The organism is Naasia sp. SYSU D00057 (assembly GCF_017916505.1).
Classification (GTDB): domain Bacteria; phylum Actinomycetota; class Actinomycetes; order Actinomycetales; family Microbacteriaceae; genus Naasia.
The window spans coordinates 219,003-243,099 of sequence record NZ_JAFMSZ010000004.1; the positions used below are offsets into that span (position 1 = coordinate 219,003).

Consider the following 24,097-nt stretch of genomic DNA (forward strand, 5'->3'; position numbering starts at 1 on the left):
CGGAAGGAATGTGACCTCTTGGAAGGTCCAGAGATCAAGTTCGCCGAGGCCGTTCTCGACAACGGCAAGTTCGGCACCCGCACCATCCGGTTCGAGACCGGCCGCCTCGCCCAGCAGGCGCAGGGCTCGGCCGTCGCGTACCTCGACGAGGAGACGATGCTCCTCTCGGCCACCAGCATCAGCAAGCAGCCGAAGGACCAGTTCGACTTCTTCCCGCTGACCGTCGACGTCGAGGAGCGCTCCTACGCCGCCGGCAAGATCCCCGGCTCGTTCTTCCGGCGTGAGGGCCGCCCCTCCACCGAGGCGATCCTCGTCTGCCGCCTCATCGACCGGCCGCTGCGCCCGTCGTTCGTCGACGGCCTCCGCAACGAGGTCCAGATCGTCATCACGGTCCTCTCGATCGCGCCCGACGAGTTCTACGACGCCCTCGCCATCAACGCGGCGAGCATGTCGAGCCAGCTCTCCGGCGTGCCGTTCGACGGCCCCATCGCCGGTGTGCGCCTCGCGTTCATCGACGACCAGTGGGTCGCGTTCCCGAAGGCGTCGCAGCTTGAGCGCGCCGTCTTCGACCTGACCGTCGCCGGCCGTGTCGTGACCGACGCGTCGGGTGCGGAGGACGTCGCGATCATGATGGTCGAGGCCGAGGCGACCGAGGGCTCGTGGGCCCTCATCCAGGGCGGGGCCACCAAGCCCAGCGAGGACGTCGTCGCGCAGGGCCTCGAGGCGGCGAAGCCGTTCCTCAAGCAGCTCGTCGACGCGCAGGCCTCGCTCGCCGCGCAGGCGGCGAAGGAGGTCCGCGAGTACCCGGTCTTCCTGCCCTACTCCGATGAGGCGTTCGCGGCCGTCGCCGCGCTCGCCGAGGAGGAGCTCACCTCGATCTACCAGATCGCGGGCAAGGTCGAGCGCCAGAACGCCGACGACGCCCTCAAGGAGCGCGTCAAGGCGCAGATCGCGGAGAAGGTCGAGGCCGGCGAGCTCGGCGCCGACCTCCTCGGTCAGATCAGCGCGGCGTACAAGGCCGTCACCAAGAAGGTCGTCCGCGGCCGGATCCTCCGCGAGGGCGTCCGCATGGACGGCCGCGGCCTCGCCGACATCCGCCCGCTCGACGCCGAGGTCGCGGTCATCCCGCGCGTCCACGGCTCCGCGATCTTCCAGCGCGGCGAGACGCAGATCCTCGGCGTCACCACGCTGAACATGCTCAAGATGGAGCAGCAGATCGACTCGCTGTCGCCCGTCACCAGCAAGCGCTACCTGCACCACTACAACTTCCCGCCCTACTCGACCGGTGAGACCGGCCGCGTCGGGTCGCCGAAGCGTCGCGAGATCGGGCACGGCTTCCTCGCCGAGCGCGCCCTCGTGCCGGTGCTGCCCTCCCGCGAGGAGTTCCCCTACGCGATCCGCCAGGTGTCCGAGGCTCTCGGCTCCAACGGCTCGACGTCGATGGGCTCCGTCTGCGCATCCACCCTCGCGCTGCTCAACGCCGGTGTGCCGCTGCGCGCCCCGGTCGCGGGCATCGCGATGGGCCTCGTCTCCGACACGGTCGACGGCGAGACCCGCTACGCGGCGCTGACCGACATTCTGGGCGCCGAGGACGCTCTCGGCGACATGGACTTCAAGGTCGCCGGCACGAGCGACTTCGTCACCGCGATCCAGCTCGACACCAAGCTGTCCGGCCTCCCGTCGAGCGTGCTCCAGGGCGCGCTGACGCAGGCCAAGGAGGCGCGCACGGCGATCCTCGCGGTGCTGAACGCGGCGATCGACGGCCCGGACGAGATGGCGCCGACCGCCCCGCGCGTGATCAGCGTGCAGATCCCGGTCGACAAGATCGGCGAGCTGATCGGTCCCAAGGGCAAGACGATCAACCAGATCCAGGACGACACCGGCGCCGACATCTCCATCGAGGAGGACGGCACCGTCTACATCGGGGCGACGGACGGCGAGTCCGCGGAGGCGGCGCGCAGCGCGGTCAACGCGATCGCCAACCCGCACAACCCCGAGGTCGGCGAGCGGTTCCTCGGGACCGTCGTCAAGCTGGCCGCGTTCGGCGCGTTCGTCTCGCTCATGCCCGGCCGCGACGGCCTGCTGCACATCTCCGAGGTGCGCAAGCTCGCCGGCGGCAAGCGGGTCGAGAACGTCGAGGATGTCCTCGGTGTCGGCCAGAAGATCCAGGTCGAGATCACCAAGGTGGACGACCGCGGCAAGCTGTCGCTCGCCCCGGTGATCGAGGAGGCCGCCGAGTCGGAGCCCGCCGCGGCGATCTGATTCCGGTCCCATCCACAAGGCCCGTCCCGCGAAGCGGGGCGGGCCTTCGCCGTTGCCGTGCCTCCCTTCGGGGGCGCGGGTGGGGGAGCTGACCCCATACACTCGCACGAGGGACCCCATCGAGAAGGAGGCGCGATGAGCCCTGTGGCCCCCGCGCCGCTGCGCCGTCAGATCGGCACCACCGGTGTCGGCGTGTTCCCGTACGGCATCGACGGATCCGTCTTCGGCTGGACCGCCGGCTTCGAGGCGGCGATCGACGTGCTCGACGAGTTCCACGGCGCCGGCGGCACGCTGATCAGCACCGCCGACCACTACGCCGGCGGCCGCAGCGAGGTCATGATCGGAGCCTGGCTGGCGCGGCACCCGCAGCGCGAGCAGGTCGTGGTCGCGACCAAGATCGGCCGTCACCCCGATGCTCCGGGACTCCGTGCGGGCAGCATCGGCGCCGCTGTCGCGGCGTCGCTCGAGCGGCTCCGCACCGACTACATCGACCTGCTCTCCTTCGACGGCGACCACCCGGAGACGCCCCTCGAGGAGAGCCTCACGGCGGTCGCCGAGCTGATGGCCGCGGGCCGGGTGCGGCACCTCTCGGTGTCCGACTTCTCCGGCGCCCGCCTTCTCGAGGCCCGGCGGGTCGCGGCGTCCCTCGGGCTGCCCGCTCCCCAGGCGGTGTTCGCCGAGTACAACCTCATGGAGCGCAAGCGCTACGAGACCGAGCTGGCGCCGATCGTCGCGAGCGAGCAGCTGGGCGCGGTCGCGCGCCTGCCCCTCGCGAGCGGCTACCTGCGCGGCGACTTCCGCACCCGGGACGACCTGCCGAGCTCCCCGATGTTCGCCGGGGCGCTTCGGTACGTCGGCCGCCGGGGCAACAAGGTGCTGGAGGCCCTCGAGACCATCTCGCACGAGGTGGGGGAGAACATCGGCAGGGTCGCGATCGCCTGGATCCTCAGCCGTCCCGGCATCGCCGCCGTCGTCGTCCGGGCGAAGGACGGGCCCGCGCTGCTCGACCAGCTGCCGTCCGTCGAGCTCATGCTCACCCGCCACCAGCTGGCGATGCTCGACCGCGTCACCGCCTGAGCTTTGCGCGAAACCCCTGATGCCCGCCTGAACTGGGGGTGCTGATGGCCGAAGGTCCCGGCCGTCGTCCGGTTCGCGGCCCGTAGACTCGCCTTCTGCGAGCGTCTGCGCGTCCCGCGCGGACCTGTCGGGACGGAGGGGCGCCTGTGACGGACGACCGCGCCCCGCGCCCCGACGCGGACCACCGCCCGGAGCGCCGGGAGGACCCCGGCAACCGCACTCTGCAGGTTCCGCTCTGGGACTGGCCGGCCGAGGCCGAGCACGAGCAGACCGCCGCGCCGGTGGCCCCGCAGCCGTCGCCCGTCGCCGTCGAGGTGCGCGAGGTCGAGCCCGCGGTCGACGAGGCGCTCACCGTCATCGCCGGCTCGCTGGCGGAGATGGCGGCCACCGAGACCCGTCCGCTCCTCGACCCGCCGGAGCGCCGGCCCCGCCTGCGGCGGATCGGCGACACCGACCTCGCCGTGTTCCCCGTCGTCCTCGGCGGCAGCACCTTCGGATGGACGGCGAGCGCGGACGCGACAGCCGGCATCCTCGACGCCTACGTCGACGCGGGCGGCAACGCGATCGACACCGCCGACTCCTACTCCGCCGGCCGCAGCGAGACCCTCGTCGGCGCCTGGCTCCGCTCCCGCCGCAACCGCGACCGGATCGTGCTCTCGACGAAGATCTCCGGCAGCGCGGAGAACCCGGGCCTGTCCGCCCAGAGCATCGTCCGCTCGGCCGAGGCGTCCCTCACCCGGCTCGGCGTCGACTCGGTCGACCTCCTCGTCTTCGCCGCCGACGACCCGAGCGTCCCCCTCGAGGAGAGCCTCACCGCCGCGGACTCGCTGCTGCGCAGCGGCAAGGTCCGGCACCTCGCCGCATCCGCGTTCTCCCCGGAGCGCCTCATGGAGGCCCGCATCACCTCGGGGCAGCTGATCCTGCCCCGGTTCGCCGGCATCCAGGCGCACTACAACCTGCTGCACCGCGAGGAGTTCGAGCACCGGCTGTTCCCGGTCGCGAAGGCGCAGGGTCTCGCGGTGCTGCCCTACGTCGCCCTCGCGAACGGCTTCCTGTCCGGCAAGTACCGGTCGAGGAGCGGCCGGGGAGCCGACGCCCACTCCCGGTCCGCGCTCATCGAGCAGCACCTCACGAAGCGCGGCTTCCGCGTGCTGTCGGCCCTCGACGAGGTGGCGCAGCAGCAGGGCGTCGCTCCGGCGACCGTCGCCCTCGCCTGGCTGCTCACGAAGCCGCTCGTCACCGCGCCGGTCGCGAGCGCGAGCAGGCCCGAGCAGGTCGCCGACCTCGTCGCGGCCGCCGAGGTGCACCTCACGCGCTCGCAGGTCGCCGCTCTCGACCGCGCCTCCGAGCACTGACGGCGAGGGCGGATCTGCGGAGCGTCTCGCCCGGCGGATCAGCTCGATCGAGGCGGGGATCGCTTCAGCAGGAACGCAAGGCATTCAGCAGGCGAAACCTGACCGCCGGCTACTGCTGAGGCGGGTTTGTTCCTGCTGAACCAGGGTCCCAATCAGGCCCGGTGCCTGCTGAGCCCGCCCCGTGCCTGCTGAGCCCGCCCGGTGCCTGCTGAAGCCCGCCCGGCGCTTGCTGAGCCCGGCCGGCGCCTGCTGAGCCCGCCCCGTGCCTGCTGAGCCGGCCCGGCGCCTGCTGAGCCCGCCCCGTGCCTGCTGAGCCCGCCCGGTGCCTTCTGAGCCGGCCCGGTGCCTGCTGAGCCGGCCGGCGCGCAGGCGACAAGCCCTTCAGCAGGCATCCGGGGCGTTCAGCAGGAAGAATCGGCCCTGCCGTCACTGCTGAAGGCGTTCGGTGCCTGCTGAACCGAGCCCGATCACCGCTGAACCCGGCCCGATCGCCTGCTGAACCCAGCCCGATCACCGCCGAACCCAGCCCTTCCTCGGACCCGCCGCAACTCGTGCTGAGAGCCCTCAGCGGAGAGCGTTCAGCCGAGCGCCTCGCGGAGCACGCGCTCGGCGGCGCGGGTGAGCGCGGAGGTCGCCGCGATCGGGTCGCCGGCGTAGCCGCCCGCCATCGCGCCGTCCCGCAGCAGGTAGAGCTCGTCGGCCGCCGCGCCCGGCGTCGGATGGCCGACGCGCTCGAGGAGCGACTCCAGGAAGGAGGTGAACCAGTCGCGGTGCGCGACGATCGCGCGGCGGACGGGGTGAGCCGGATCCGGGAACTCGGCCGCCGCGTTGATGAACGGGCAGCCACGGAAGTCGAGGCGATTGGTGTCGGAGATGATCGTGTCGACCAGCGTGCGCAGCGTCGCGGCCGGGTCCGGAGCGGTGCGCTCGAGCTCGGTGAGCGACTCGCGGATCTGCCGGTCGCGTCCCACGATGTACTCGAGGATGAGCGTGTCCTTCGACCCGTACTGCTTGTAGAAGGTGGCCTTCGTGACGCCCGCCTCGGCGATGATCCGGTCGATGCCGACCATGTTGATGCCCTCGGCGTAGAAGAGCTCGTCGGCCACTTCGAGCAGGCGGACCTTCGCCGCAGAGGGGCGCCGGGCGGCTGGGATGGGGGCGTCAGCCGCCACGGCGTCTCTCTTCCTGGCCATAGGGGTGGCCATCGCGCCCGGGCACAGAGCACCGGGCGACGAGGGACCGCACGGCTTGGGGAGAGCCGGGCGATCCGCGCGAAACCAGGGTGGGGAGCCCTGGTTGATCCGGGGGGATCGTGAGTCCGAATGTAGCAGAGCAGGGGGACAGACCAGTCTGTTTGTCCTCATTTCGACCCACCCCAGTTCGGGTGGCCTGCCGAGCCGGGTTTCGAGCGGTGACGTAGGGTGGAATCGATGTCCGGCGCGGTCGCTCTTCCCCTCGACGAGCGCGAACTCTCCCTCTCCCTCGACGGCTCCAGGATGCGCCGCAGCATCCTCCCTTCCGGCATCCGGGTGCTCTCCGAGCAGGTGGCGGGGGCGCGCAGCGCGACCGTCGGCTTCTGGGTGCCGGTCGGCTCGCGCGACGAGGGACCCGAGGCGCTCGGCTCCACCCACTTCCTCGAGCACCTGCTGTTCAAGGGCACCGAGCGGCGCAGCGCGCTCGACATCGCGGTGGCCTTCGACTCCGTCGGCGGCGAGCACAACGCGGCGACCGCCAAGGAGTACACCTGCTACTACGCCAAGGTCCGCAGTCAGGACCTGGGCATGGCCGTCGACGTCCTCGCCGACATGGTGGCCGCGTCCGTGCTCGACGCCGAGGAGTTCGAGCTCGAGCGGGGCGTCATCCTCGACGAGCTGGCGATGGCGGAGGACGACCCCGCCGACGTGGCGAACGAGCGGCTCTTCGAAGCGGTCCTCGGGCACCACCCCCTGGGCCGGCCGATCGGCGGCAGCCCGGCGACGATCGAGCGGGCCACCCGCGACAGCGTCGCCGTCCACTACCGCGAGGCCTACCGTCCGTCCCGGCTCGTCGTGACGGCGGCCGGGGGAGTGGACCACGACGAGCTGATCCGCGGCGTCGAGCTGGGCCTTCGCGATGCGGGCTGGAACCTCGAAGACGAGGCGGCGCCCGAGGCCCGCCGCCCCGCCGACCCGGCCCCGCTGGTCCGGGGCGCGGCGCGCACCATCGTCGAGCGCCCCCTCGAGCAGACGCACCTCCTCCTCGGCGTGCCCGCGCTCGTCGCGGACGACGACCGGCGCGCGGCCCTCGCGGTGCTGAACGCCATCCTCGGCGGCGGGATGTCGTCCCGCCTCTTCCAGGAGGTGCGCGAGAAGCGCGGCCTCGCCTACTCGGTCTACTCGTTCGCCACGTCCTTCTCCGACGCGGGACTGTTCGGGCTCTACGCCGCGACCGCGCCCCAGCACACCGGGACGGTCGCCGAGCTGCTCCTCCGCGAGTTCGCCGGACTCGCCGAGCGCGGCGTGGCCGGCGACGAGCTGCGCCGCGCCGTCGGGCAGCTGGCCGGGTCCTCCGCGCTCGCGCTCGAGGACTCGGACGTGCGGATGTCGCGGCTGGCGCGCGCCGAGATCGGCACCGGCGAGTTCATCGATCTCGACGAGCAGGTCCGCCGCTACGAGGCGGTCACCGCGGACGGCGTCCAGGAGCTCGCCGCCGAGCTCCTCGCCCGCCCGCGCTCGGTCACCGCCGTCGGCAGCGCCGACCGGCAGCAGCTGGACGCCGCCCTCGCCGCGGCCGAGCCGGTGTCCGCCTGATGCGCGCTCCACGAAAGGGACGATGATGTCTCACTACCTCTACCTGGTCCGGCACGGCGAGCAGCAGGACGCCGAGCACGGCATGCCGGACGGCCCCCTGTCGGGTCGCGGCCGCCGGCAGGCCGAGCTGATCGCCCACCGCCTCAGCGGCGTCCCGTTCAGCGGCGCCTGGCACTCCCCGCTGCGGCGCGCGGAGGAGACCGCCCAGGTGTTCTCCGAGCTGATGCCGGCGCTCCAGCCGGAGCCCTCCGCCCTCCTGTTCGACTGCGTCCCGTCCGGGCCGAGCCCCGACATGCCGCACGCGTTCGAGTCCTGGTTCCACTCGGTGACCGAGGCGCAGATCGAGGCGGGCCGCGCCCAGATGGCCGATGCTGTCTCCGAGTGGTTCTCCCCTGGCCGCGGCGAGCGGCACGAGCTGCTAATCACCCACAACTTCGTGATCGCCTGGTTCGTCCGCCACGTCTTCGACGCCCCCGAGTGGCGCTGGCTCGGCGTGAACCAGGCCAACTGCGGCCTGACGATCATCCGCGTGCGCTCGGCGAAGCCGCCCGTGCTCGTCGCCCACAACGACCTCGCCCACCTTCCGGTGGAGCTCCGCACCGGTCTCCCGGAACAGCAGCCGGTTTGAGTTCCGGGCGCCCCGCTGCTGCGCCGAGTGCTGCCTCGAACACCGGATGCGGCCCGGGCAACGGGCGCATTCGGTGCCGCAGGGCGCACTCGGCGACGAGCTTCAGCAGGAGCCGGGCCCATCCAGCAGGCGGATAGCCGCCGCTTCTGCCTGCTGGACCTCCTCCGTGCCTGCTGAACGCGAGAGGAAGAGGGCGACGGGCCGATTGCTAGGGTTGGCACGTGGAGACAGCGCCCATCACCCGCGTCGCGATCGCCGGGGCGACGGGACGGATGGGCTCCCTCGCCGCTCGGCTCGTCGAGGCGACGGACGGCTTCGAGCTCGCCGCGCGGCTCGACTCCCGGACGGGCCTCGAGGCGATGGACGACGCCGACCTCCTCGTCGACTTCACGCTGCCGCAGGTGTCGCCTTCCATCGTCGAGCACGCCGTCGCCGCCGGGCTTCCGGCCGTCGTCGGAACCTCGGGATGGTCGAGCGAGCGCATCGACGGCCTCCGCCGGCGGGTCGGCGACGGACCGGGGGTGCTGATCGTCCCCAACTTCTCGGTCGGCTCCGTGCTCGCCACCGCCTTCGCCGCGATGGCGGCCCGCTTCTTCGACTCGATCGAGATCGTGGAGGCCCACCACGCCGGGAAGGTCGACTCGCCGTCAGGCACCGCGGTGCGCACCGCCGAGCTGATCGCCGCCGCCCGCGCCGACCTGGGACCGGTCGCCGCTCCGCACGCCGACCAGCGAGCGAGGGGCCAGCAGGTCGGCAGCGTGCCCGTCCACTCGCTGCGCCTCGCCGGTGTGGTCGCCCAGCAGGACGTGCACTTCGGCGGCACGGGCGAGGTGCTCACGCTCACCCACCAGACGGTGGACTCGTCCGCCTACGAGGCCGGCCTGCTGCTCGCGCTGCGCGCGGTCCCGCGCCTGCGCGGAGTGAGCATCGGACTCGACACCCTCCTCGATCTGCGGCTCGTGCCGCCCGCCCGCTCCGCGGCCGGCCCGGTCGCGGATGGCGGGATCTCGGGCCAGGCCGCGACCGCCACCTCCGCGTGAGCGCCGACCCGCCCCGCCGCCGGCTCCCGCCCGGCCTGGTCGGCGCGGGGCTGATGGCCTTCCTCCTCGTGCTCTACCTGGCGGTGGCCGGGCAGCGCGCGGTGCTGTTCATGCTGTCCGGCGAGCCGGTGGCCGTCGCGATCGGGGTCGCCCTCGCGGTGCTGCCGATCCTCGGCTTCTGGCTGCTCGGCCGCGAGCTGCTGTTCGCCGCCACCGCGCAGCGGCTCGCCGACCGGCTCGCGGAGGAGGGGGCGCTGCCGAAGGACGACCTGCCGCGCCTGCCGAGCGGGCGGCCGCAGCGGAGCGCCGCGGACGCCGCGTTCCCGCCGTACCGGGAGGCCGTCGAGCGCGCGCCGGACGACTGGCGCGCGTGGTTCCGCCTCGGCCTCGCCTACGACGCCGCCGGGGACCGGAAGCGCGGCCGGGACGCGGTGCGGGAGGCGATCCGCCTCGAGCGGAGTCAGCGGGCGTAGGCGTCGATGCCGGCGTCGCTCGTCGCGTCGCGGAAGGTGAACCCGTCCGCCAGCAGCTTCCCGGCCAGCACCTTCTGATCGGCGAGCAGCAGCTCACCCGCCGCATCCTGCAGGGCGAGCTTCAGGATCGGCTCGGGCGCCCGGATTGCGAACGGACGGCGCAGGTCCTTCGCCAGGCGCCTGCCGAGCTGCTCCATCGTCGCGGGCTGCGGGCCGACCAGGTTCACCGGACCCGACAGCGTCGACGTGAGCAGGTGCACGATCGCGGCGGCCTCGTCGTGCAGCCCGATCCACGGCCAGTACTGCTGTCCGCTGCCGATCGGACCGCCGCCGCCGACGCGGGTGAGCAGCCGCAGCGGCGACAGCGCCCCGTGCGGCCCGAGGACGACGCCGGTGCGGAGGAGCACGGTGCGCGTCACATCCGGGCCGAGCAGCGCGGCGGCCTCCCAGTCGGCCACCACGTCGGCGAGGAAGCCCTCCCCGCGCGGCGACTCCTCGGTCAGCTCCTCGCCGGGCCTGCTGCCGTAGATGCCGACCGCGCTCGCGCTGAGGAACACGGCGGGCGGGCGGGAGGCCATCGACATGGCCTCGACCAGGGCGCGGGTGGAGTTGATGCGGGAGCTGCGGATCTGCCGCTTCCAGCCCGGCGTCCACGGCACGCGGCTGAGCGACGCGCCCGAGAGGTTGATGACGGCGTCGACCGTCTCGAGCACGCGGAAGTCGAGGATCTTCGCGTCCGGCGCCCACGTGAACTCGTTCGGACCGGAGGGTGCGCGGCGCACCAGCTTGAGCACGGTGTGGCCCTGCGCCTCCAGCTGCCGGCGCACCTCGGTGCCGATCATGCCGCTGGCGCCCGAGATCAGCACCCGGAGCGGCTCGCCCTTCCGCAGCACGCGGCGCTCCGCCGGCTTGGGGGCGGGCTTGTCGGGGGCCGTCGGCCGGCCGCCGGGCGCCACCGTCGGCCTCGCCGCGGGGGTGGGCTTGGCCGCACGCGCCGGCTTCGCGGAAGGGACGGGAACGCGCTTCGGGGCGGCCATGGGGCAAGCCTAGGGTGCGCGCCCCCGTCCGATGGGAGGAGCCCGTCTGTGAGCCCGTTGCAAGGATGGCGGGGTCGTCGGGGGTGGCGAGCCGCGCCCCATGCCCTCGCGCTGTCGTCGGTAGGGTGAAGCCGTGGCCGCGACCGAGACGCCGAACGAACAGCCTCCCATCCAGTTCCGCAGCGACGTGACCGTCGAGCTCGTGCGGCACAGTGCACAGGACTCCGATGTCGTCTTCGCAGCCCGGGTCTCGACCCAGGGCGAGAAGACCCTCGACGCAGCGCAGTCGGGCGAGGACGCATCCGAGAAGCGCGACAAGGGGCTCATCAACTACCTGATGCGCGACCGGCACGGCACCCCCTTCGAACACAACTCGCTCACCTTCTACGTGCAGGCGCCGCTGTTCGTGTTCCGCGAGTTCCAGCGCCACCGCATCGCCTCCTACAACGAGGAGTCGGGCCGCTACCGCGAGCTGCGTCCCGTCTTCTACGTGCCCGGCGACCAGCGCAACCTGGTGCAGACCGGCCGGCCCGGCTCCTACGAGTACGTGCCCGGCACCCCGGAGATGACGGAGCTCGTCCAGCGGGAGGCGCGGGGGTCGTCGACCCGTGCCTACGAGTCCTACCAGCGGATGCTGCAGGCCGGAGTCGCCCGCGAGGTCGCCCGCATCGTGCTGCCGCTGAACCTCTACTCGTCCATGTACGTCACGATGAACGCCCGGTCGCTGATGAACTTCCTGTCGCTGCGCACCAAGCGCGACGACGCGAAGTTCCCGTCCTTCCCGCAGCGCGAGATCGAGATGGTGGCCGAGCAGATGGAGGAGCTGTGGCAGCCCCTCATGCCGATGACGGCCGCCGCATTCGACGCCAACGGCCGCGTCGCCCCCTGACCGGGACGGCGCCCATCCGATGACGCTGCGCGGTCGAGCCCTGATCACCGGCGCGACGGCGGGCATCGGCGCGGAGTTCGCGCGCCAGCTGGCCGGGCGCGGGCATGACCTCGTGCTCGTCGCCCGGAACCGGGAGCGGCTCGAGGCGCTCGCCGCCGAACTGCGATCCGCGCACGACGTCGACGTCGAGGTTCTGCCCGCCGACCTGTCCCGGCGGGCCGACGTCGAGGCGGTCGAGCGGCGGCTCGCGGACCCCGCGGGACCGGTCGGGATGCTCGTCAACAACGCCGGCTACGGGCTGCGGCAGTCGTTCGAGGACAACCCGGTGGGGGAGGAGCAGGAGCTCCTCGACGTACTCGTCACCGCGCCCATGCGGCTCTGCCACGGGGCACTGAACGCCATGCTGCCGCGGCGGGAGGGCACGATCCTCAACGTGTCGAGCGTCGCCGCGTACACGCCCCGCGGCACCTACGGCGCCTCGAAGGCGTGGGTGCTGTCGTTCAGCCGGTGGGCGAACCTCACGTACCGGCGCCGCGGCGTCACCGTCACCGCGATTGCGCCGGGCTTCGTGCACACCGAGTTCCACGATCGGATGCGCGTCTCGAAGGGCGGCGTCCCGGCGGTCCTCTGGCTCGACCCGCCCTACGTCGTGCGGAAGGCGCTGCGCGCCGCCGACCGCGGCCGGGCGGTCACCGTGCCGAGCCTCCGCTACAAGCTCCTCGTGGCGCTCGCGCACGTCGTGCCCCCGACCCTCGCGTCGAAGGGGTCACTCTCCGCCCGCTGAGGCAGGCGCCGAGGCGGCCCGGTCGGAGGAAGGGGGCGGGCTCCCGATACCCTTGAGCACGTGCAGGTGCAGGACAATCCCTTCGGCCAGGTGCTCGTGGCCCTGGTCACCCCGTTCACGACCGACGGCGAAGTGGACTGGCCCGGCGTCGAGAAGCACATGAACGACGTGATCGAGGCGGGTGCCGACGGCATCGTCGTCACCGGCACCACCGGTGAGACGAGCACCCTGACCGACCCGGAGAAGGTCCGCCTCGTCGAGGTCGGCAAGGATGTGGCGGCCGGCCGCGCGAAGATCATCACCGGCGGCGGCTCGAACGAGACCGCGCACGCGATCGAGCTCTACCGGAAGAGCGAGAAGGCGGGCGCCGACGGCGTCATGATCGTGACGCCGTACTACAACAAGCCGACCCAGGCGGGCATCCTCACCCACTTCCGGCTGATCGCGGACGCCACCGACCTGCCGGTGATCCTCTACGACATCCCCGGGCGGACCGGCGTGCCGATCAAGTACGAGACGATCCTCCGCGCGGCGAAGCACCCGAACATCCTCGGTGTGAAGGACGCGAAGGGCGACCTCAGCGAAGTCAGCCGGGTGCTCAACCAGACCGACCTCATCTACTTCGCGGGCGATGACGCGAACGCGCTGCCGACCCTCGCGATCGGCGGCAGCGGCCTCATCGGCGTCACCGCGAACATCGCGCCGGCCCCGTACCGGACGATGGTGGACGCCGTGAACAGCGGCGACCTGCACACGGCGACCGCCGCGCACATGGCGCTCGAGCCCCTCGTGCGCGCCGTCATGACGCATGTGCCGGGCACCGTCGCGACGAAGTACATCCTGCACGGCCTCGGCCGCATCGGCTCGCCGCGCGTGCGGCTGCCCCTCGTCGGTCCCGAGGAGTTCGAGGCCGCCCAGATCGAGGACGAGATCTCCCTCGTCAAGGACGTCCCCGGCGTCAGCTTCAAGAACTTCCGCCCCGACCGCAACGCCGCCGCCGGCGGCGCCCTGCCCAAGGTCGCGGGCACCACCCGATAGAACTCGACCGCGCCGCCACGAGGCGGTCCATCCCGAAGCCTCAAGGAGCGCACATGCAAGACCAGGTGGCGGAGCCTCCCGTCCTTCCCCCCGGAACCCTCCGGGTCCTCCCGCTCGGCGGCCTCGGCGAGGTCGGCCGCAACATGACGGTGTTCGAGTTCGGCGGCAAGCTGCTAATCGTCGACGCGGGCGTGCTGTTCCCCGACGTCGACCAGCCGGGCGTGGACCTGATCCTCCCCGACTTCGCGCCCATCCGGGACCGCCTCGACGACGTGCTCGGCATCGTGCTCACGCACGGCCACGAGGACCACATCGGCGCGGTGCCCTACCTGCTGCGCCTGCGCCAGGACATCCCGCTGATCGGCTCCGCGCTCACGCTCGCCCTCATCGAGGCGAAGCTGAAGGAGCACCGGATCAGCCCCTACAGCCTCACCGTCGCGGAGGGGCGGACGGAGGAACTCGGGCCGTTCTCGCTCGAGTTCGTCGCCGTCAACCACTCCATCCCGGACGCCCTCGCCGTCGCGATCACGACGAAGGCCGGCACCGTCCTGCACACGGGCGACTTCAAGATGGACCAGCTGCCGCTCGACGGCCGCCTCACCGACCTGCGCGCGTTCGCCCGCCTGGGGGAGAAGGGCGTCGACCTCTTCCTCGCCGACTCGACGAACGCCGATGTGCCGGGGTTCACGCCGCTCGAGCGCTCCATCGGCCCCGTCCTCGAGCAGGTCATCGCCTCCGCGCCGCGCCGCGTCATCGTCGCGAGCTTCTCCAGCCACGTGCACCGCGTGCAGCAGGTGCTCGACGCCGCGGCCGCGCACGGCCGCAAGGTCGCGCTCATCGGCCGCAGCATGGTGCGCAACATGGGCATCGCCGAGCAGCTCGGCTACCTCAGGGTGCCGGACGGCGTGCTCATCGACCAGAAGAAGGCCGCCGACCTGCAGGACAACCAGATCGTCTACATGTCGACCGGGTCGCAGGGCGAGCCGATGGCCGTCCTCGCGCGCATGGCGAACCTGGAGCACGCGATCGAGATCGGCGAGGACGACACGGTGATCCTCGCCTCGAGCCTCATCCCCGGCAACGAGAACGCCGTCTACCGGGTCATCAACGGCCTGACGAAGCTCGGCGCCAAGGTCGTGCACAAGGGCAACGCGAAGGTGCACGTCTCCGGCCACGCCGCGGCCGGCGAGCTGCTCTACTGCTACAACATCCTCAAGCCGAAGAACGTGCTGCCGGTGCACGGCGAGGTCCGTCACCTGGTCGCCAACGCGCAGCTCGCCGTCGACTCGGGCGTCCCCGAGGAGAACGCGATCATCGCCGAGAACGGCACGGTCGTCGATCTGCGCGACGGAGTCGCCCGCGTGGTCGGGCAGCTCGACATCGGCTACGTCTACGTGGACGGCTCCTCCGTGGGTGAGATCAGCGACGCCGACCTCAAGGACCGCCGCATCCTCGCCGAGGAGGGCTTCATCTCGATCTTCGCGGTCGTCGACACCCTCACCGGGCGCATCGTCGCCGGCCCGCACCTGCACGCCCGAGGCTTCGCCGAGGACGACGCGGTGTTCGACGCCGTCGTGCCGAAGATCCGGAAGGCGCTGCTCGAGGCCGCCGAGAACGGCACTCGGGACATCCACGCGCTGTCCCAGGTCGTCCGCCGCACGGTCGGACGCTGGGTCAACACGCAGCACCGCCGGCGGCCGATGATCGTGCCGATCGTCATCGAGGGCTGACCCCGGGCACGCCTCGGGCGGAACCTCCTTCGGCCGCACGTCGCGACTGCGCAGGGTCCGCCTCGCGGCTCCCGGCGAGTCATCCGCGAGGATGACGCGGCCCGCGCCCCCGCGCCCCTAGCCTGAGGCTCGCGCGGCGCCTCCGGCGCGCCGGCAGGCGTGAGGGGGGCGCGTGGGCGTCGCACGGAGATGGGTGTTCCCGATCCTTCGGATCGTGGTGTTCGCGGTCATCGCGGTGGCGCTCGTGAAGCTCGCGTTCTTCGCCGACGGCGGGGACGCCGACGCGGGAGCGGTGCCGACCGGGTCGATCGTGGACCCGCAGATCGCGGTGGCGCGGGGGTCGATCGTCAACGACGTCACCGTGGACGCGACGGTCTCCGCGGACCCGGCCCTCCCGGTGCGCGCGAACGCCGTCGGCACGGTCGACGAGGTCTTCCTCCAGCAGGGCGCGACCGTCTCCCAGGGCGACAAGATCTACGACATCAAGGTGGAGACGCCGCAGGACCCGGTCGAAGGCGTCGACGCCGAGGGCAACCCGACGGTGACCCAGCCGAAGCCGAAGGTCACCTTCGTGAAGGTGCTCGCGCCCTCGAACGGCGTCCTCAGCTCGCTGACCGTGCTGCCCGGCCAGGCCGTCGCCATCGGCGACACGACCGGGCAGGTCGCTCCGCCCACCTTCTCCGTGTCGGGCTCGCTCAGCCCGCAGCAGCAGTACCGGCTCCTCGACCGGCCCACCGAGGCAACCGTCACGATCGCCGGCGGACCGGCGCCGTTCACCTGCACGGGCCTCAGCATCACGGCCCCGCTGCAGGGCGAGGGCGGGGAGGAGGGTGCTCCCGCCCCCGGCGCCACCGTCCGCTGCGCCGTGCCCGCCGACGTCACCGTCTTCTCCGGCCTGACGGCCACCATCACGATCCCCGCCGGCCAGGCGGACGACGTCCTCGTCGTGCCGACCACCGCCGTGGAGGGCGGTTCCCAGACGGGCGTCGTCTACGTCGCACTGCCCGAAGGCGGATCCGAGCCGCGGGACGTGACGCTCGGTCTGACCGACGGATCGATGGTCGAGGTCACGGGCGGCGTGGAGGAGGGGGAGATGCTCCTCCAGTTCACACCGGGCGCCGAGACGCCGATCGACCCGGGCTGCACCGACCTCGGCAACGGCGAGGTCGTCTGCGACGGCGGGCTCGCCTCGTGAGCATCCTCCGCCTCGAGCAGGTGTCGCGATCCGTGCCCCTGCCGGACGGCGGCCGGCTGACGATCCTCTCCGGCGTCGACCTCGAGGTCGGCGACGGGGACCGGGTGTCGGTCGTCGGCCGGTCAGGATCGGGCAAGTCGACACTGCTCAACATCCTCGGCCTCATCGACGCGCCCACGACGGGCGAGGTGCACTTCGAGGAAGTTCCCGCCCGCACCTTCTCGGGCGCGGGCCGGGACCGGCTCCGTGGCCGCAAGATCGGCTTCGTGTTCCAGCAGTTCAATCTGCTGCCCCGGCGCAGCGCGCTCGAGAACGTGCTGACGCCGCTGCTCTACGACGGCGGCCGCGACTTCTGGCGGCGCCGCGCCATCGCGACCCGGATGCTCGAGAGCGTCGGCCTCGGCCACCGGCTCGACTCCCCGCCGGAGCGGCTGTCCGGCGGCGAGCAGCAGCGCGTCGCCATCGCCCGAGCACTCGTCCGCCGTCCGCGCCTCATCCTCGCCGACGAGCCGACCGGCGCCCTCGACCTCGAGACGGGCGGCAGCGTCATGGAGCTCCTCGAGCAGGTCGCCGACGAGACGGATGCCGCGCTCGTCACCATCACGCACGACCCGAACATCGCCGCCCGCGCGAGCCGCCACTACCGCCTGGAGGGCGGCGCCCTGGCGCCCGCCGTCGTCGCGTGACAGGCGCCCTGTCCCGCTTCCTCACCGGCCTCGTCGGCGCGGTCGTCGAGGCGTGGGCCGAGCTGCGGGTGCACCGCGGCCGCGTGCTGCTGTCGCTGATCGGCGTCGGGGTCGCGGTCTGCGCCCTCACCGCCGTCGTCGCCGCCGGCGCCATCGCCGAGCAGGCGCTGCGCGAGGTCAGCGAGCGGGGCGGCGGACGCGCCGCGACGCTGTCGCTCAGCTCCTGGACCGACGACGGCACCCCCGTCGCCGCCGACGACCTCCGCACCGCCTTCCGCACGGCCGTCGACCGGTACGGCATCGACTACGCGTCGGAGCACGGCTGGGGTGAGAACCGCGTCCGGTTCCCCGACGGCATCACCGCCGTCCCCGCCGAGCTCGTCGACGTGCCCTTCGGCGAGATGCACCGCGTCGACGTGATCGAAGGCGGCTGGTTCACCGCCGCCGACGAGCGGCGGATGGCGCCGGCGCTGGTCGTCAACGAGCGCTTCTGGGAGCGGCTCGGCTCCCCGGACCTGCGGACCCACCCCACGGTGACCATCGCCGCCCCCGCCGGGGACGTGACCGCGGTGGTCGTCGGCGTCACGCCGTCGCCCACGTGGGACCAGGCGCCGAGCTCGTTCCTGCTCGCCTCGCAGGCCGCCGCGCTGCGCGGGCCGGACGCCGACGCGATGTACGGCACGCCCAACTTCGAGATGTGGGTGCCGCCGGACATCGCCGAGCAGCTCATCGGCCGGCTCAGCGCCGACATCGGCGGGCAGCTCGGCGAGGGGGTGCACGTCGACGTGTTCCGCAACGACTTCGCGGAGCAGAACGCGAGCTCGATCGAGCAGATGCAGCTCATCGTCGGCGGGATCGCCGTCGTCGTTCTCCTGCTCGGCGCCCTCGGCCTCGTCAACATCGCGCTCGTCACGGTGCGCACGCGGATCCGCGAGATCGGCATCCGGCGCACCTTCGGGGCCACCGGCGGCCGCATCTTCTTCTCGGTGATGATGGAGAGCGTCGTGGCGACGGTCGCGGCGGGGGTCGTCGGCGTGATGCTGGCGGTGCTGCTCGTGAAGAACCCGATCACCACCGATCTCATCGGCCAGGGGGTCGCCGACGTGCCGCCGTTCCCCATGGAGGCGGCGGGCGCGGGGCTCCTCGCGGCGACGATCGTGGGCGCTCTCGCGGGGCTCGTGCCCGCCCTCGTGGCGGTGCGGGTGAAGGTGATCGACGCCCTCCGCTACTGACGCGCCCCCGACGGGACGCAGCGGTCCCATCCGGTCCTAGAATTCCCGCATGACGGGCTACCGCATCCGCGAGGCGGGTCCGGCGGACGCCCTGGCGCTGACCGAGGCGCTCGTCGAGGCCGCCAACTGGAGCGCCGTCGACCTGCGCCCCCGGGTGCAGGTACTCGCCGATCCGGTCCGGCGCCGGTACATCGCCGGCTGGCAGCGGCCCGGCGACGCGGGCTTCCTCGCGACCGACGCGACGGGGGAGCCGATCGGCGCCGGCTGGTACCGGCTGTTCGCCGCCGATCGCCCCGGCCTCGGCTACGTCGCGACGGGGGTGCCGGAGTTGACCCTCGGCGTCCGCCCGGTGTGGCGGGCCCAGGGCGTGGGACGCGCCCTGCTGCAGGCGCTCCTCGACCGCGCGCGGCGGGACGGATATCCGCGTGTCGGCCTCAGCGTCGAGCGCGGCAACTTCGCGCAGCGCCTCTACGCCAGCGAGGGCTTCGTCACGGTCGAGACGCGTGGGGTCGCGGACGTCATGGTGCGCTCCTCGCGCTGACGCGCTGCCGGACGCCCATCGCCGTTGACTGCGCGTCCGGGGGGCGCTCTGCCCTGGCGCACCGACGGAGTTGCGGCCACACTCCGCGCATGGCGACGCTGACGAGATCGGTGCTGGCCCTCGGGGCGCTCCTGCCCGCCCTGCTGCTCGCGGGGTGCGGGGCGGGCTCTCAGTCGCCGCCCGACCCCATAATCGGGCCATCGGTGCCGGTCGAGCCGCCCGCGTCAGTCGCGCCGACCGCGCCTCCCGAGCCCTCCCCGACCGCCGCCGCCGAGCCGCCCCCTCCCGCCGAGCCGTCCCCGACCGAGAGCCCCGCTGACACGACTCCGTCCGCCACTCCCGGGGAACCGCCCCCGCTGCGCGACCTGGTGCTGTCACCGGACGGACTCGACACGCTGGTGATGGGGGAGCCGATCGACAGCACCCTTGTCGAGTGGGACCCGCAGGGCTGCCGGACGCCGGAGAACCAGCACCTCTATCCCGAGAACCACCCGGAGTGGGGACGGTGGGAGGCGCGCTATCCCGAGGTCGAGATCCGGGGCGGTTTCTCGGCACCCCCGTTCGCCGTCGCCGTCGACCCCGAGGGGAACCTCGCGCACCTGACAATCGCATCGCCCGCCATCCGCACGGCCGAGGGAGTCGGCCTCGCATCGACGAGGGGCGAGGTGCTGGCGGCGTATCCCGCGGCCGTCGCCGAAGCCGGCGGCTGGGGCACCGCCTACGGCGTCGACGGGGAGCGAGGACGCCTCGTCTTCGAGGTGGCGGACGACCCCACCGCCCACGGCGTCGCGGAGGGCGTGGTGTGGGACGTCCGTGTCGAGTCGCTCGAGTGGCCGTTGCGGTCGATCAGCGGCACCGATGTCGGCGGCATCCGCTGCCCGGGCAGCGAGACCTAGCCCGCAGGTGTCGGGATGCGACACGGTTCCTGGCGCGCGGTCCGCGTCCGAGCGGGGGCGCCGCGCCGCACTCCGCAGGACTTCCTGCATCCAGCAGGAGGAAGCGGCTCGGAAAGTCCTGCTGAATGCGGAAAGTCCTGCTGACCGCCGGGGATTGTCGCCGACCGTTCCCCGAACGGGCGCAGCCGCCGCGCGCGTGTCACCGGGGGTGTGACGGGGGCCGGACGTAGGGTGGGCGGCATGGCTGGAGGCACCAGGACGACGAGCCGTGCCCGCACGACGGCGACCCGCAGTGCGGGAGCGAAGCCACGCAGCCGCACGTCGACGACGCAGCGGACCAAGAAGTATCCCGTCATCCAGGAGGAGCAGGGGCTTCTCGCCAAGGCGTGGATGGGCCTCGCGCACGCGACCGGCGCCACCTTCAGGGCCCTCGGTCCCGAGAAGCTCGCGAAGGAGGAGCGGCGCGACGGCGTGCCGTTCCTGCTCTTCGTGCTCGCGGTTACCGGCGCCGTCGTCGAGTGGTTCTTCGTCGGAGAGCCCGTCGCCATGACCCTCGACGCCTGGACGTTCGGCGGGCTCTTCGGCCGGGTCGCCTTCGCGCTGCCCGTCGTCCTCTTCATCTTCGCGATCTGGCTCTTCCGGCACCCGAGCTCGGTGGAGGACAACGGCCGGATCGGGATCGGCCTCGCCATCCTCCTCGTGTCCGTCGCGGGCATCTGCTACCTCTGGTCCGGCACGCCGGCGCCGAGTGACGGCATCGACGCGATCGCCCTGGGCGGCGGCGTCTTCGGCTGGCTGACCGGCGCTCCGCTCGCCTGGCTCATCACGCCCGTGGGAGCGACCCTCGTCTTCGGGCTCCTCGCGCTGCTCTCCCTCTTCATCATCACGAAGACGCCCCCGACCCACGTCGCCGACCGCCTCCGCCAGCTCTACGCCTACCTGTTCGGCGCCGAGACCGAGGAGGAGGCCCCGCCGGCGAAGGCGACGGGCAAGCGCGGCAGCAAGGACACGGCGGCGACGAGCACGCTCGACGACCTCTTCTCGCCCGACGACGAGCCGGTCGACCCCGAGAGCCTGCCCTGGTGGCGCCGCAACAAGACCAAGCGGGAGGCCGACCGCGCCTTCGACACCCCGATCGTGGAGCAGTCGTTCACCGACGTGCTCGGCGTCGCCGGGGAGCCCCCGGCGGCCGCGACGGGCACCGCGCCCGGAGCGGTGCAGCCGCCGGACGACAGCGCCGACTTCGGCATCGAGCTCCTCGAGGACATGCTGAAGAAGGGCGACACGGCGCCCGTCACCCCGATCACGCCGAACGCGAATGCAACCGAGGTGATCCAGCCGGTTCCGGCCGCGGTCGGGCCGATCGCGCCGGAGGCCGAGCCCGAGGCGGAGGCCGAGCCCGAGTTCGCGACGCCGATCCCGTCCGGGCCCTACCGGCTCCCGCCGATGGGCTCCCTCACCCCGGGCGAGCCCGCGAAGACGCGGTCCGAGGCGAACGACCAGATGATCGCCGCCATCACCGGCGTGCTCACCCAGTTCTCGGTCGACGCGAAGGTCACCGGCTTCTCCCGCGGTCCGACAGTCACCCGGTACGAGGTCGAGCTCGGGCACGGCGTGAAGGTCGAGAAGGTCATCGCGCTCGAGAAGAACATCGCCTACGCGGTGGCCTCCAACGAGGTGCGCATCCTCTCGCCCATCCCGGGCAAGAGCGCCATCGGCGTCGAGATCCCGAACCCGGACCGTGAGACCGTCGCCCTCGCCGACGTGCTGCGCTCCGCGGCCGCGCTGAAGAGCAAGCACCCGATGACGATCGGCGTCGGCAAGGACGTCGAGGGCGGCTTCGTCGTCGCGAACCTCGCGAAGATGCCGCACCTCCTGGTCGCCGGCTCCACCGGCTCGGGAAAGTCGAGCTTCGTCAACTCGATGATCACGTCCCTGCTCATGCGGGCGACGCCGTCCGAGGTGCGCATGGTCCTCGTCGACCCGAAGCGCGTCGAGCTCACCGCCTACGCCGGCGTCCCGCACCTCATCACGCCCATCATCACGAACCCCAAGAAGGCGGCCGAGGCGCTGCAGTGGGTCGTGAAGGAGATGGACATGCGCTACGACGACCTCGCGTCGTTCGGGTTCAAGCACATCGACGACTTCAACGCCGCCGTCGTGGCGGGCGAGATCATCCTCCCCGCCGGCAGCGAGCGCGTGCTCAAGCCGTACCCCTACCTGCTCGTCGTGGTCGACGAGCTCGCCGACCTCATGATGGTCGCGCCGCGCGACGTCGAGGACTCGATCGTTCGCATCACGCAGCTCGCCCGCGCGTCCGGCATTCACCTGGTGCTCGCGACGCAGCGCCCGAGCGTCAACGTCGTCACCGGTCTGATCAAGGCCAACGTGCCGTCGCGGCTCGCGTTCGCGGTGACGAGCGTCACCGACTCGCGCGTCATCCTCGACCAGCCGGGCGCCGACAAGCTCATCGGCCAGGGTGACGGCCTCTTCCTGCCGATGGGCGCCTCGAAGGCCATCCGCACGCAGGGCGCGTGGGTGACCGAGGCCGAGATCGCGAAGGTCGTCGAGCACTGCACGATGCAGGGCCGCCCCGAGTACCGGCAGGACGTCGCCGCCGTCGTCGAGCGCAAGGAGATCGACGCCGACATCGGAGACGACCTCGACCTGCTCCTGCAGGCCACCGAGCTCGTCGTGACCACCCAGTTCGGCTCCACGTCGATGCTGCAGCGCAAGCTGCGCGTCGGGTTCGCGAAGGCCGGCCGGCTCATGGACCTCCTCGAGTCGCGCGAGGTCGTCGGCCCCTCCGAGGGATCGAAGGCCCGCGACGTCCTCGTCACGGTCGAGCAGCTGCCCGGCGTGCTGGCGAAGATGCGCGGCGAGGAGCCCGGCGGAGCGCCGTCGGCCGTCCAGATGCCGCTCGACGGATCGGGCCCCTCCGGCCGCGGTCCCGCATCCGACCCGGTGGAGGACCAGTTCGCCGGCTATGAGGTCGTCGACGCGTCCGAGTCCGAGGACGCCTGGGGCCTCACCGGCCGCGACTGACGCTCCGCGGGCAGCGGGTTGCCGCTGACGTGGGACAGCGCGACCTCGACCGTTGCGGGGGCGGGACACCACCGCGGGCGGGGGCATCGCCGGCTTCGGCGGTACCATTCAACGGACGGCTCCTCTTCGAGGCGGCCCGGGTGGCAGGGGAGTGGGAGTGGCTCGGAACCACGGCGGCGCAGCCTCGAGCACGTCGCGGGAGCGCGCACGGCGGGCCACGGTCCGCGCTCGCGCCAGCTATGCGCGCGGCCAGGCGAAGGTCGTCGAGCGGGCCCGCGGCCGCGTCGTCCAGAAGGGCGAGGGCAAGGCCAGCGACGGCAACGTCGCCAACATCATCACCGTCGTCCGCATCCTCTTCGCCCCCGTCTTCCTGTGGCTGCTGCTGGCCGACGACGGGCGCGGCGGCACCCTCCGCTGGATCGCGGCCGCGCTGTTCATCGTCGGCATCGCCACCGACGGCGTCGACGGCCTGCTCGCCCGCCGCCGCAACCTGGTCACCAACGTCGGCATCATGCTCGACCCGATCGCCGACAAGGTGCTCATCGGCGGCGCCCTCGTCGCGCTGTCGCTGCTCGGCGAGCTGCCCTGGTGGGTGACCGCCCTCATCCTCGTCCGCGAGATCGGCATCACCGTCTTCCGGTTCAGCGTCCTCCGCGACCGTGTCATCCCGGCGTCCCGTGGCGGGAAGCTGAAGACCGTCATCCAGTCGGTCGCCATCTCGTACCTGCTCACGCCGCTGCCGGCCCTCGCCGACTCGCTCGGGTTCGACGCAGCCGTGCCGTGGATCGTCGGCACGGGCGTCGTCCTCATCGTCCTCGCCGTCATCCTCACCGTCGTCACCGGCCTCGACTACCTCTGGCAGGCGCGGCAGCAGAACCGGCGCCGGTGACCCGCGCCGAGACCCTGCTCGCCGCCCTCGCCGCGCGGGGCCTCACCCTGGCCGTCGCCGAGTCCCTCACGGGTGGTCTCCTCGCCGACGCCCTGGTCCGCGTGCCCGGCGCCTCCTCGGTGTTCCGGGGAGGGATCGTCTCGTACGCCACCGACCTCAAGGCGACGATCCTCGGCGTCGACGCCACGCTGCTTCTCGAGCACGGCGCGGTGCACCCCGAGGTGGCGCGGCAGATGGCCGAGGGCGTCCGCCGCGTGTGCGGCGCCGATGTCGGCCTCGCCACCACGGGCGTCGCAGGGCCCGACCCGCAGGACGGGCATGCGCCCGGCGAGGTGTTCGTCGCCGCCGCCACCGACTCGGGCACCGTCGTCGTCCCCCTGACGCTGTCCGGAGACCGGGCCGCCATCCGCGCCGCCGCAGTGGAGGCCGTGCTCGACCTGGCCGCCGACGCTCCCGGTTGAGCCGGAATAGCGCAGGTTCCGGGAAGGTTATGTCTTATGTGCTCACAAGC

21 protein-coding genes are annotated in these 24,097 nt (G+C 72.5%); 19 read left to right on the top strand and 2 right to left on the bottom strand.

Features of this window, described 5'->3' with window-relative positions; all coding sequences use genetic code 11:
* Nucleotides 1-18: 18 nt before the first annotated feature.
* The 3 genes from J3P36_RS13890 to J3P36_RS13900 all read left to right on the top strand — a co-directional run bounded on the left by J3P36_RS13890 (nt 19) and on the right by J3P36_RS13900 (nt 4,694).
* Entirely contained in the window at nt 19-2,262 is a 2,244-nt protein-coding gene (locus J3P36_RS13890; RefSeq protein ID WP_210508821.1) for a polyribonucleotide nucleotidyltransferase, read from the top strand.
* Nucleotides 2,263-2,397: 135 nt separating this feature from the next.
* On the top strand, nt 2,398-3,339 hold the full coding sequence (locus J3P36_RS13895) for an aldo/keto reductase (RefSeq protein ID WP_210508822.1): 942 nt from the start codon (nt 2,398-2,400) through the stop codon (nt 3,337-3,339).
* A 146-nt stretch (nt 3,340-3,485) separates the two neighbouring features.
* Nucleotides 3,486-4,694, top strand: coding sequence for an aldo/keto reductase (locus J3P36_RS13900; RefSeq protein ID WP_307807105.1), 1,209 nt, complete (start codon nt 3,486-3,488; stop codon nt 4,692-4,694).
* A 578-nt stretch (nt 4,695-5,272) separates the two neighbouring features.
* Here the strand turns inward: J3P36_RS13900 and J3P36_RS13905 are convergent.
* A complete protein-coding gene (locus tag J3P36_RS13905; RefSeq protein WP_307807106.1) occupies nt 5,273-5,866 on the bottom strand; it encodes a TetR/AcrR family transcriptional regulator in 594 nt (197 codons plus the stop codon).
* 258 nt (nt 5,867-6,124) lie between these two features.
* Here J3P36_RS13905 and J3P36_RS13910 point away from each other — a divergent pair, with 258 nt between their 5' ends.
* From J3P36_RS13910 to J3P36_RS13925, 4 genes are all read left to right on the top strand, one after another.
* Complete coding sequence (locus J3P36_RS13910) at nt 6,125-7,483, top strand: pitrilysin family protein (protein WP_210508824.1); 1,359 nt, start codon at nt 6,125-6,127, stop codon at nt 7,481-7,483.
* A 25-nt stretch (nt 7,484-7,508) separates the two neighbouring features.
* Nucleotides 7,509-8,111, top strand: coding sequence for a histidine phosphatase family protein (locus tag J3P36_RS13915; protein WP_210508898.1), 603 nt, complete (start codon nt 7,509-7,511; stop codon nt 8,109-8,111).
* 221 nt (nt 8,112-8,332) lie between these two features.
* On the top strand, nt 8,333-9,151 hold the full coding sequence (gene dapB / locus J3P36_RS13920) for a 4-hydroxy-tetrahydrodipicolinate reductase (RefSeq protein WP_307807107.1): 819 nt from the start codon (nt 8,333-8,335) through the stop codon (nt 9,149-9,151).
* A gap of 53 nt (nt 9,152-9,204) precedes the next feature.
* Nucleotides 9,205-9,624 (top strand): tetratricopeptide repeat protein, encoded by a 420-nt coding sequence (locus J3P36_RS13925; protein ID WP_210508901.1) that lies wholly within the window; start codon nt 9,205-9,207, stop codon nt 9,622-9,624.
* Here J3P36_RS13925 and J3P36_RS13930 read toward each other — a convergent pair.
* The gene (locus tag J3P36_RS13930) at nt 9,612-10,661 is read right to left on the bottom strand and encodes a TIGR01777 family oxidoreductase (RefSeq protein WP_246854756.1); all 1,050 of its coding nucleotides are present in this window, start codon (nt 10,659-10,661) and stop codon (nt 9,612-9,614) included. The two genes, J3P36_RS13925 and J3P36_RS13930, sit on opposite strands and share 13 nt — an antisense overlap.
* 133 nt (nt 10,662-10,794) lie before the next feature.
* Between J3P36_RS13930 and thyX the strand changes: the two genes are divergently transcribed.
* The 12 genes from thyX to J3P36_RS13990 all read left to right on the top strand — a co-directional run bounded on the left by thyX (nt 10,795) and on the right by J3P36_RS13990 (nt 24,047).
* The gene (thyX, locus tag J3P36_RS13935) at nt 10,795-11,550 is read left to right on the top strand and encodes an FAD-dependent thymidylate synthase (RefSeq protein WP_210508825.1); all 756 of its coding nucleotides are present in this window, start codon (nt 10,795-10,797) and stop codon (nt 11,548-11,550) included.
* 19 nt (nt 11,551-11,569) lie between these two features.
* Nucleotides 11,570-12,334 (top strand): SDR family oxidoreductase, encoded by a 765-nt coding sequence (locus J3P36_RS13940; protein WP_210508826.1) that lies wholly within the window; start codon nt 11,570-11,572, stop codon nt 12,332-12,334.
* Nucleotides 12,335-12,394: 60 nt separating this feature from the next.
* A complete protein-coding gene (gene dapA, locus J3P36_RS13945; protein ID WP_210508827.1) occupies nt 12,395-13,372 on the top strand; it encodes a 4-hydroxy-tetrahydrodipicolinate synthase in 978 nt (325 codons plus the stop codon).
* Nucleotides 13,373-13,425: 53 nt separating this feature from the next.
* Nucleotides 13,426-15,102, top strand: coding sequence for a ribonuclease J (locus J3P36_RS13950; protein WP_210508828.1), 1,677 nt, complete (start codon nt 13,426-13,428; stop codon nt 15,100-15,102).
* A 193-nt stretch (nt 15,103-15,295) separates the two neighbouring features.
* On the top strand, nt 15,296-16,297 hold the full coding sequence (locus J3P36_RS13955; RefSeq protein ID WP_210508829.1) for a hypothetical protein: 1,002 nt from the start codon (nt 15,296-15,298) through the stop codon (nt 16,295-16,297).
* On the top strand, nt 16,294-16,983 hold the full coding sequence (locus J3P36_RS13960) for an ABC transporter ATP-binding protein (RefSeq protein ID WP_210508830.1): 690 nt from the start codon (nt 16,294-16,296) through the stop codon (nt 16,981-16,983). The genes J3P36_RS13955 and J3P36_RS13960 overlap by 4 nt, the downstream gene beginning before the upstream one ends.
* Nucleotides 16,980-18,215: an ABC transporter permease gene (locus J3P36_RS13965; RefSeq protein WP_210508831.1), complete on the top strand. Its 1,236-nt coding sequence runs from the start codon at nt 16,980-16,982 to the stop codon at nt 18,213-18,215. The genes J3P36_RS13960 and J3P36_RS13965 overlap by 4 nt, the downstream gene beginning before the upstream one ends.
* Nucleotides 18,216-18,264: 49 nt before the next feature.
* Nucleotides 18,265-18,756, top strand: coding sequence for a GNAT family N-acetyltransferase (locus tag J3P36_RS13970; RefSeq protein WP_210508832.1), 492 nt, complete (start codon nt 18,265-18,267; stop codon nt 18,754-18,756).
* Nucleotides 18,757-18,845: 89 nt separating this feature from the next.
* Nucleotides 18,846-19,652, top strand: coding sequence for a hypothetical protein (locus J3P36_RS13975; protein WP_210508833.1), 807 nt, complete (start codon nt 18,846-18,848; stop codon nt 19,650-19,652).
* 240 nt (nt 19,653-19,892) lie between these two features.
* On the top strand, nt 19,893-22,697 hold the full coding sequence (locus tag J3P36_RS13980) for a DNA translocase FtsK (RefSeq protein ID WP_210508834.1): 2,805 nt from the start codon (nt 19,893-19,895) through the stop codon (nt 22,695-22,697).
* A gap of 331 nt (nt 22,698-23,028) precedes the next feature.
* Complete coding sequence (pgsA, locus tag J3P36_RS13985) at nt 23,029-23,586, top strand: CDP-diacylglycerol--glycerol-3-phosphate 3-phosphatidyltransferase (RefSeq protein WP_307807112.1); 558 nt, start codon at nt 23,029-23,031, stop codon at nt 23,584-23,586.
* The gene (locus tag J3P36_RS13990) at nt 23,583-24,047 is read left to right on the top strand and encodes a CinA family protein (protein WP_210508836.1); all 465 of its coding nucleotides are present in this window, start codon (nt 23,583-23,585) and stop codon (nt 24,045-24,047) included. Before pgsA ends, J3P36_RS13990 begins: the two co-directional genes overlap by 4 nt.
* The last annotated feature ends 50 nt before the right edge of the window (nt 24,048-24,097 follow it).

Excerpts from the sequence above, each read along its gene's own strand:
- J3P36_RS13975 (WP_210508833.1), top strand. The coding sequence starts at position 18,846 with ATGGCGACGCTGACGAGATCGGTGCTGGCCCTCGGGGCGCTCCTGCCC.
- J3P36_RS13910 (WP_210508824.1), top strand. The coding sequence starts at position 6,125 with ATGTCCGGCGCGGTCGCTCTTCCCCTCGACGAGCGCGAACTCTCCCTC.
- J3P36_RS13895 (WP_210508822.1), top strand. The coding sequence starts at position 2,398 with ATGAGCCCTGTGGCCCCCGCGCCGCTGCGCCGTCAGATCGGCACCACC.
- J3P36_RS13925 (WP_210508901.1), top strand. The coding sequence starts at position 9,205 with ATGGCCTTCCTCCTCGTGCTCTACCTGGCGGTGGCCGGGCAGCGCGCG.
- J3P36_RS13970 (WP_210508832.1), top strand. The coding sequence starts at position 18,265 with ATGACGGGCTACCGCATCCGCGAGGCGGGTCCGGCGGACGCCCTGGCG.
- J3P36_RS13950 (WP_210508828.1), top strand. The coding sequence starts at position 13,426 with ATGCAAGACCAGGTGGCGGAGCCTCCCGTCCTTCCCCCCGGAACCCTC.
- J3P36_RS13915 (WP_210508898.1), top strand. The coding sequence starts at position 7,509 with ATGTCTCACTACCTCTACCTGGTCCGGCACGGCGAGCAGCAGGACGCC.
- J3P36_RS13980 (WP_210508834.1), top strand. The coding sequence starts at position 19,893 with ATGGCTGGAGGCACCAGGACGACGAGCCGTGCCCGCACGACGGCGACC.
- J3P36_RS13940 (WP_210508826.1), top strand. The coding sequence starts at position 11,570 with ATGACGCTGCGCGGTCGAGCCCTGATCACCGGCGCGACGGCGGGCATC.
- J3P36_RS13930 (WP_246854756.1), bottom strand. The coding sequence starts at position 10,661 with ATGGCCGCCCCGAAGCGCGTTCCCGTCCCTTCCGCGAAGCCGGCGCGT.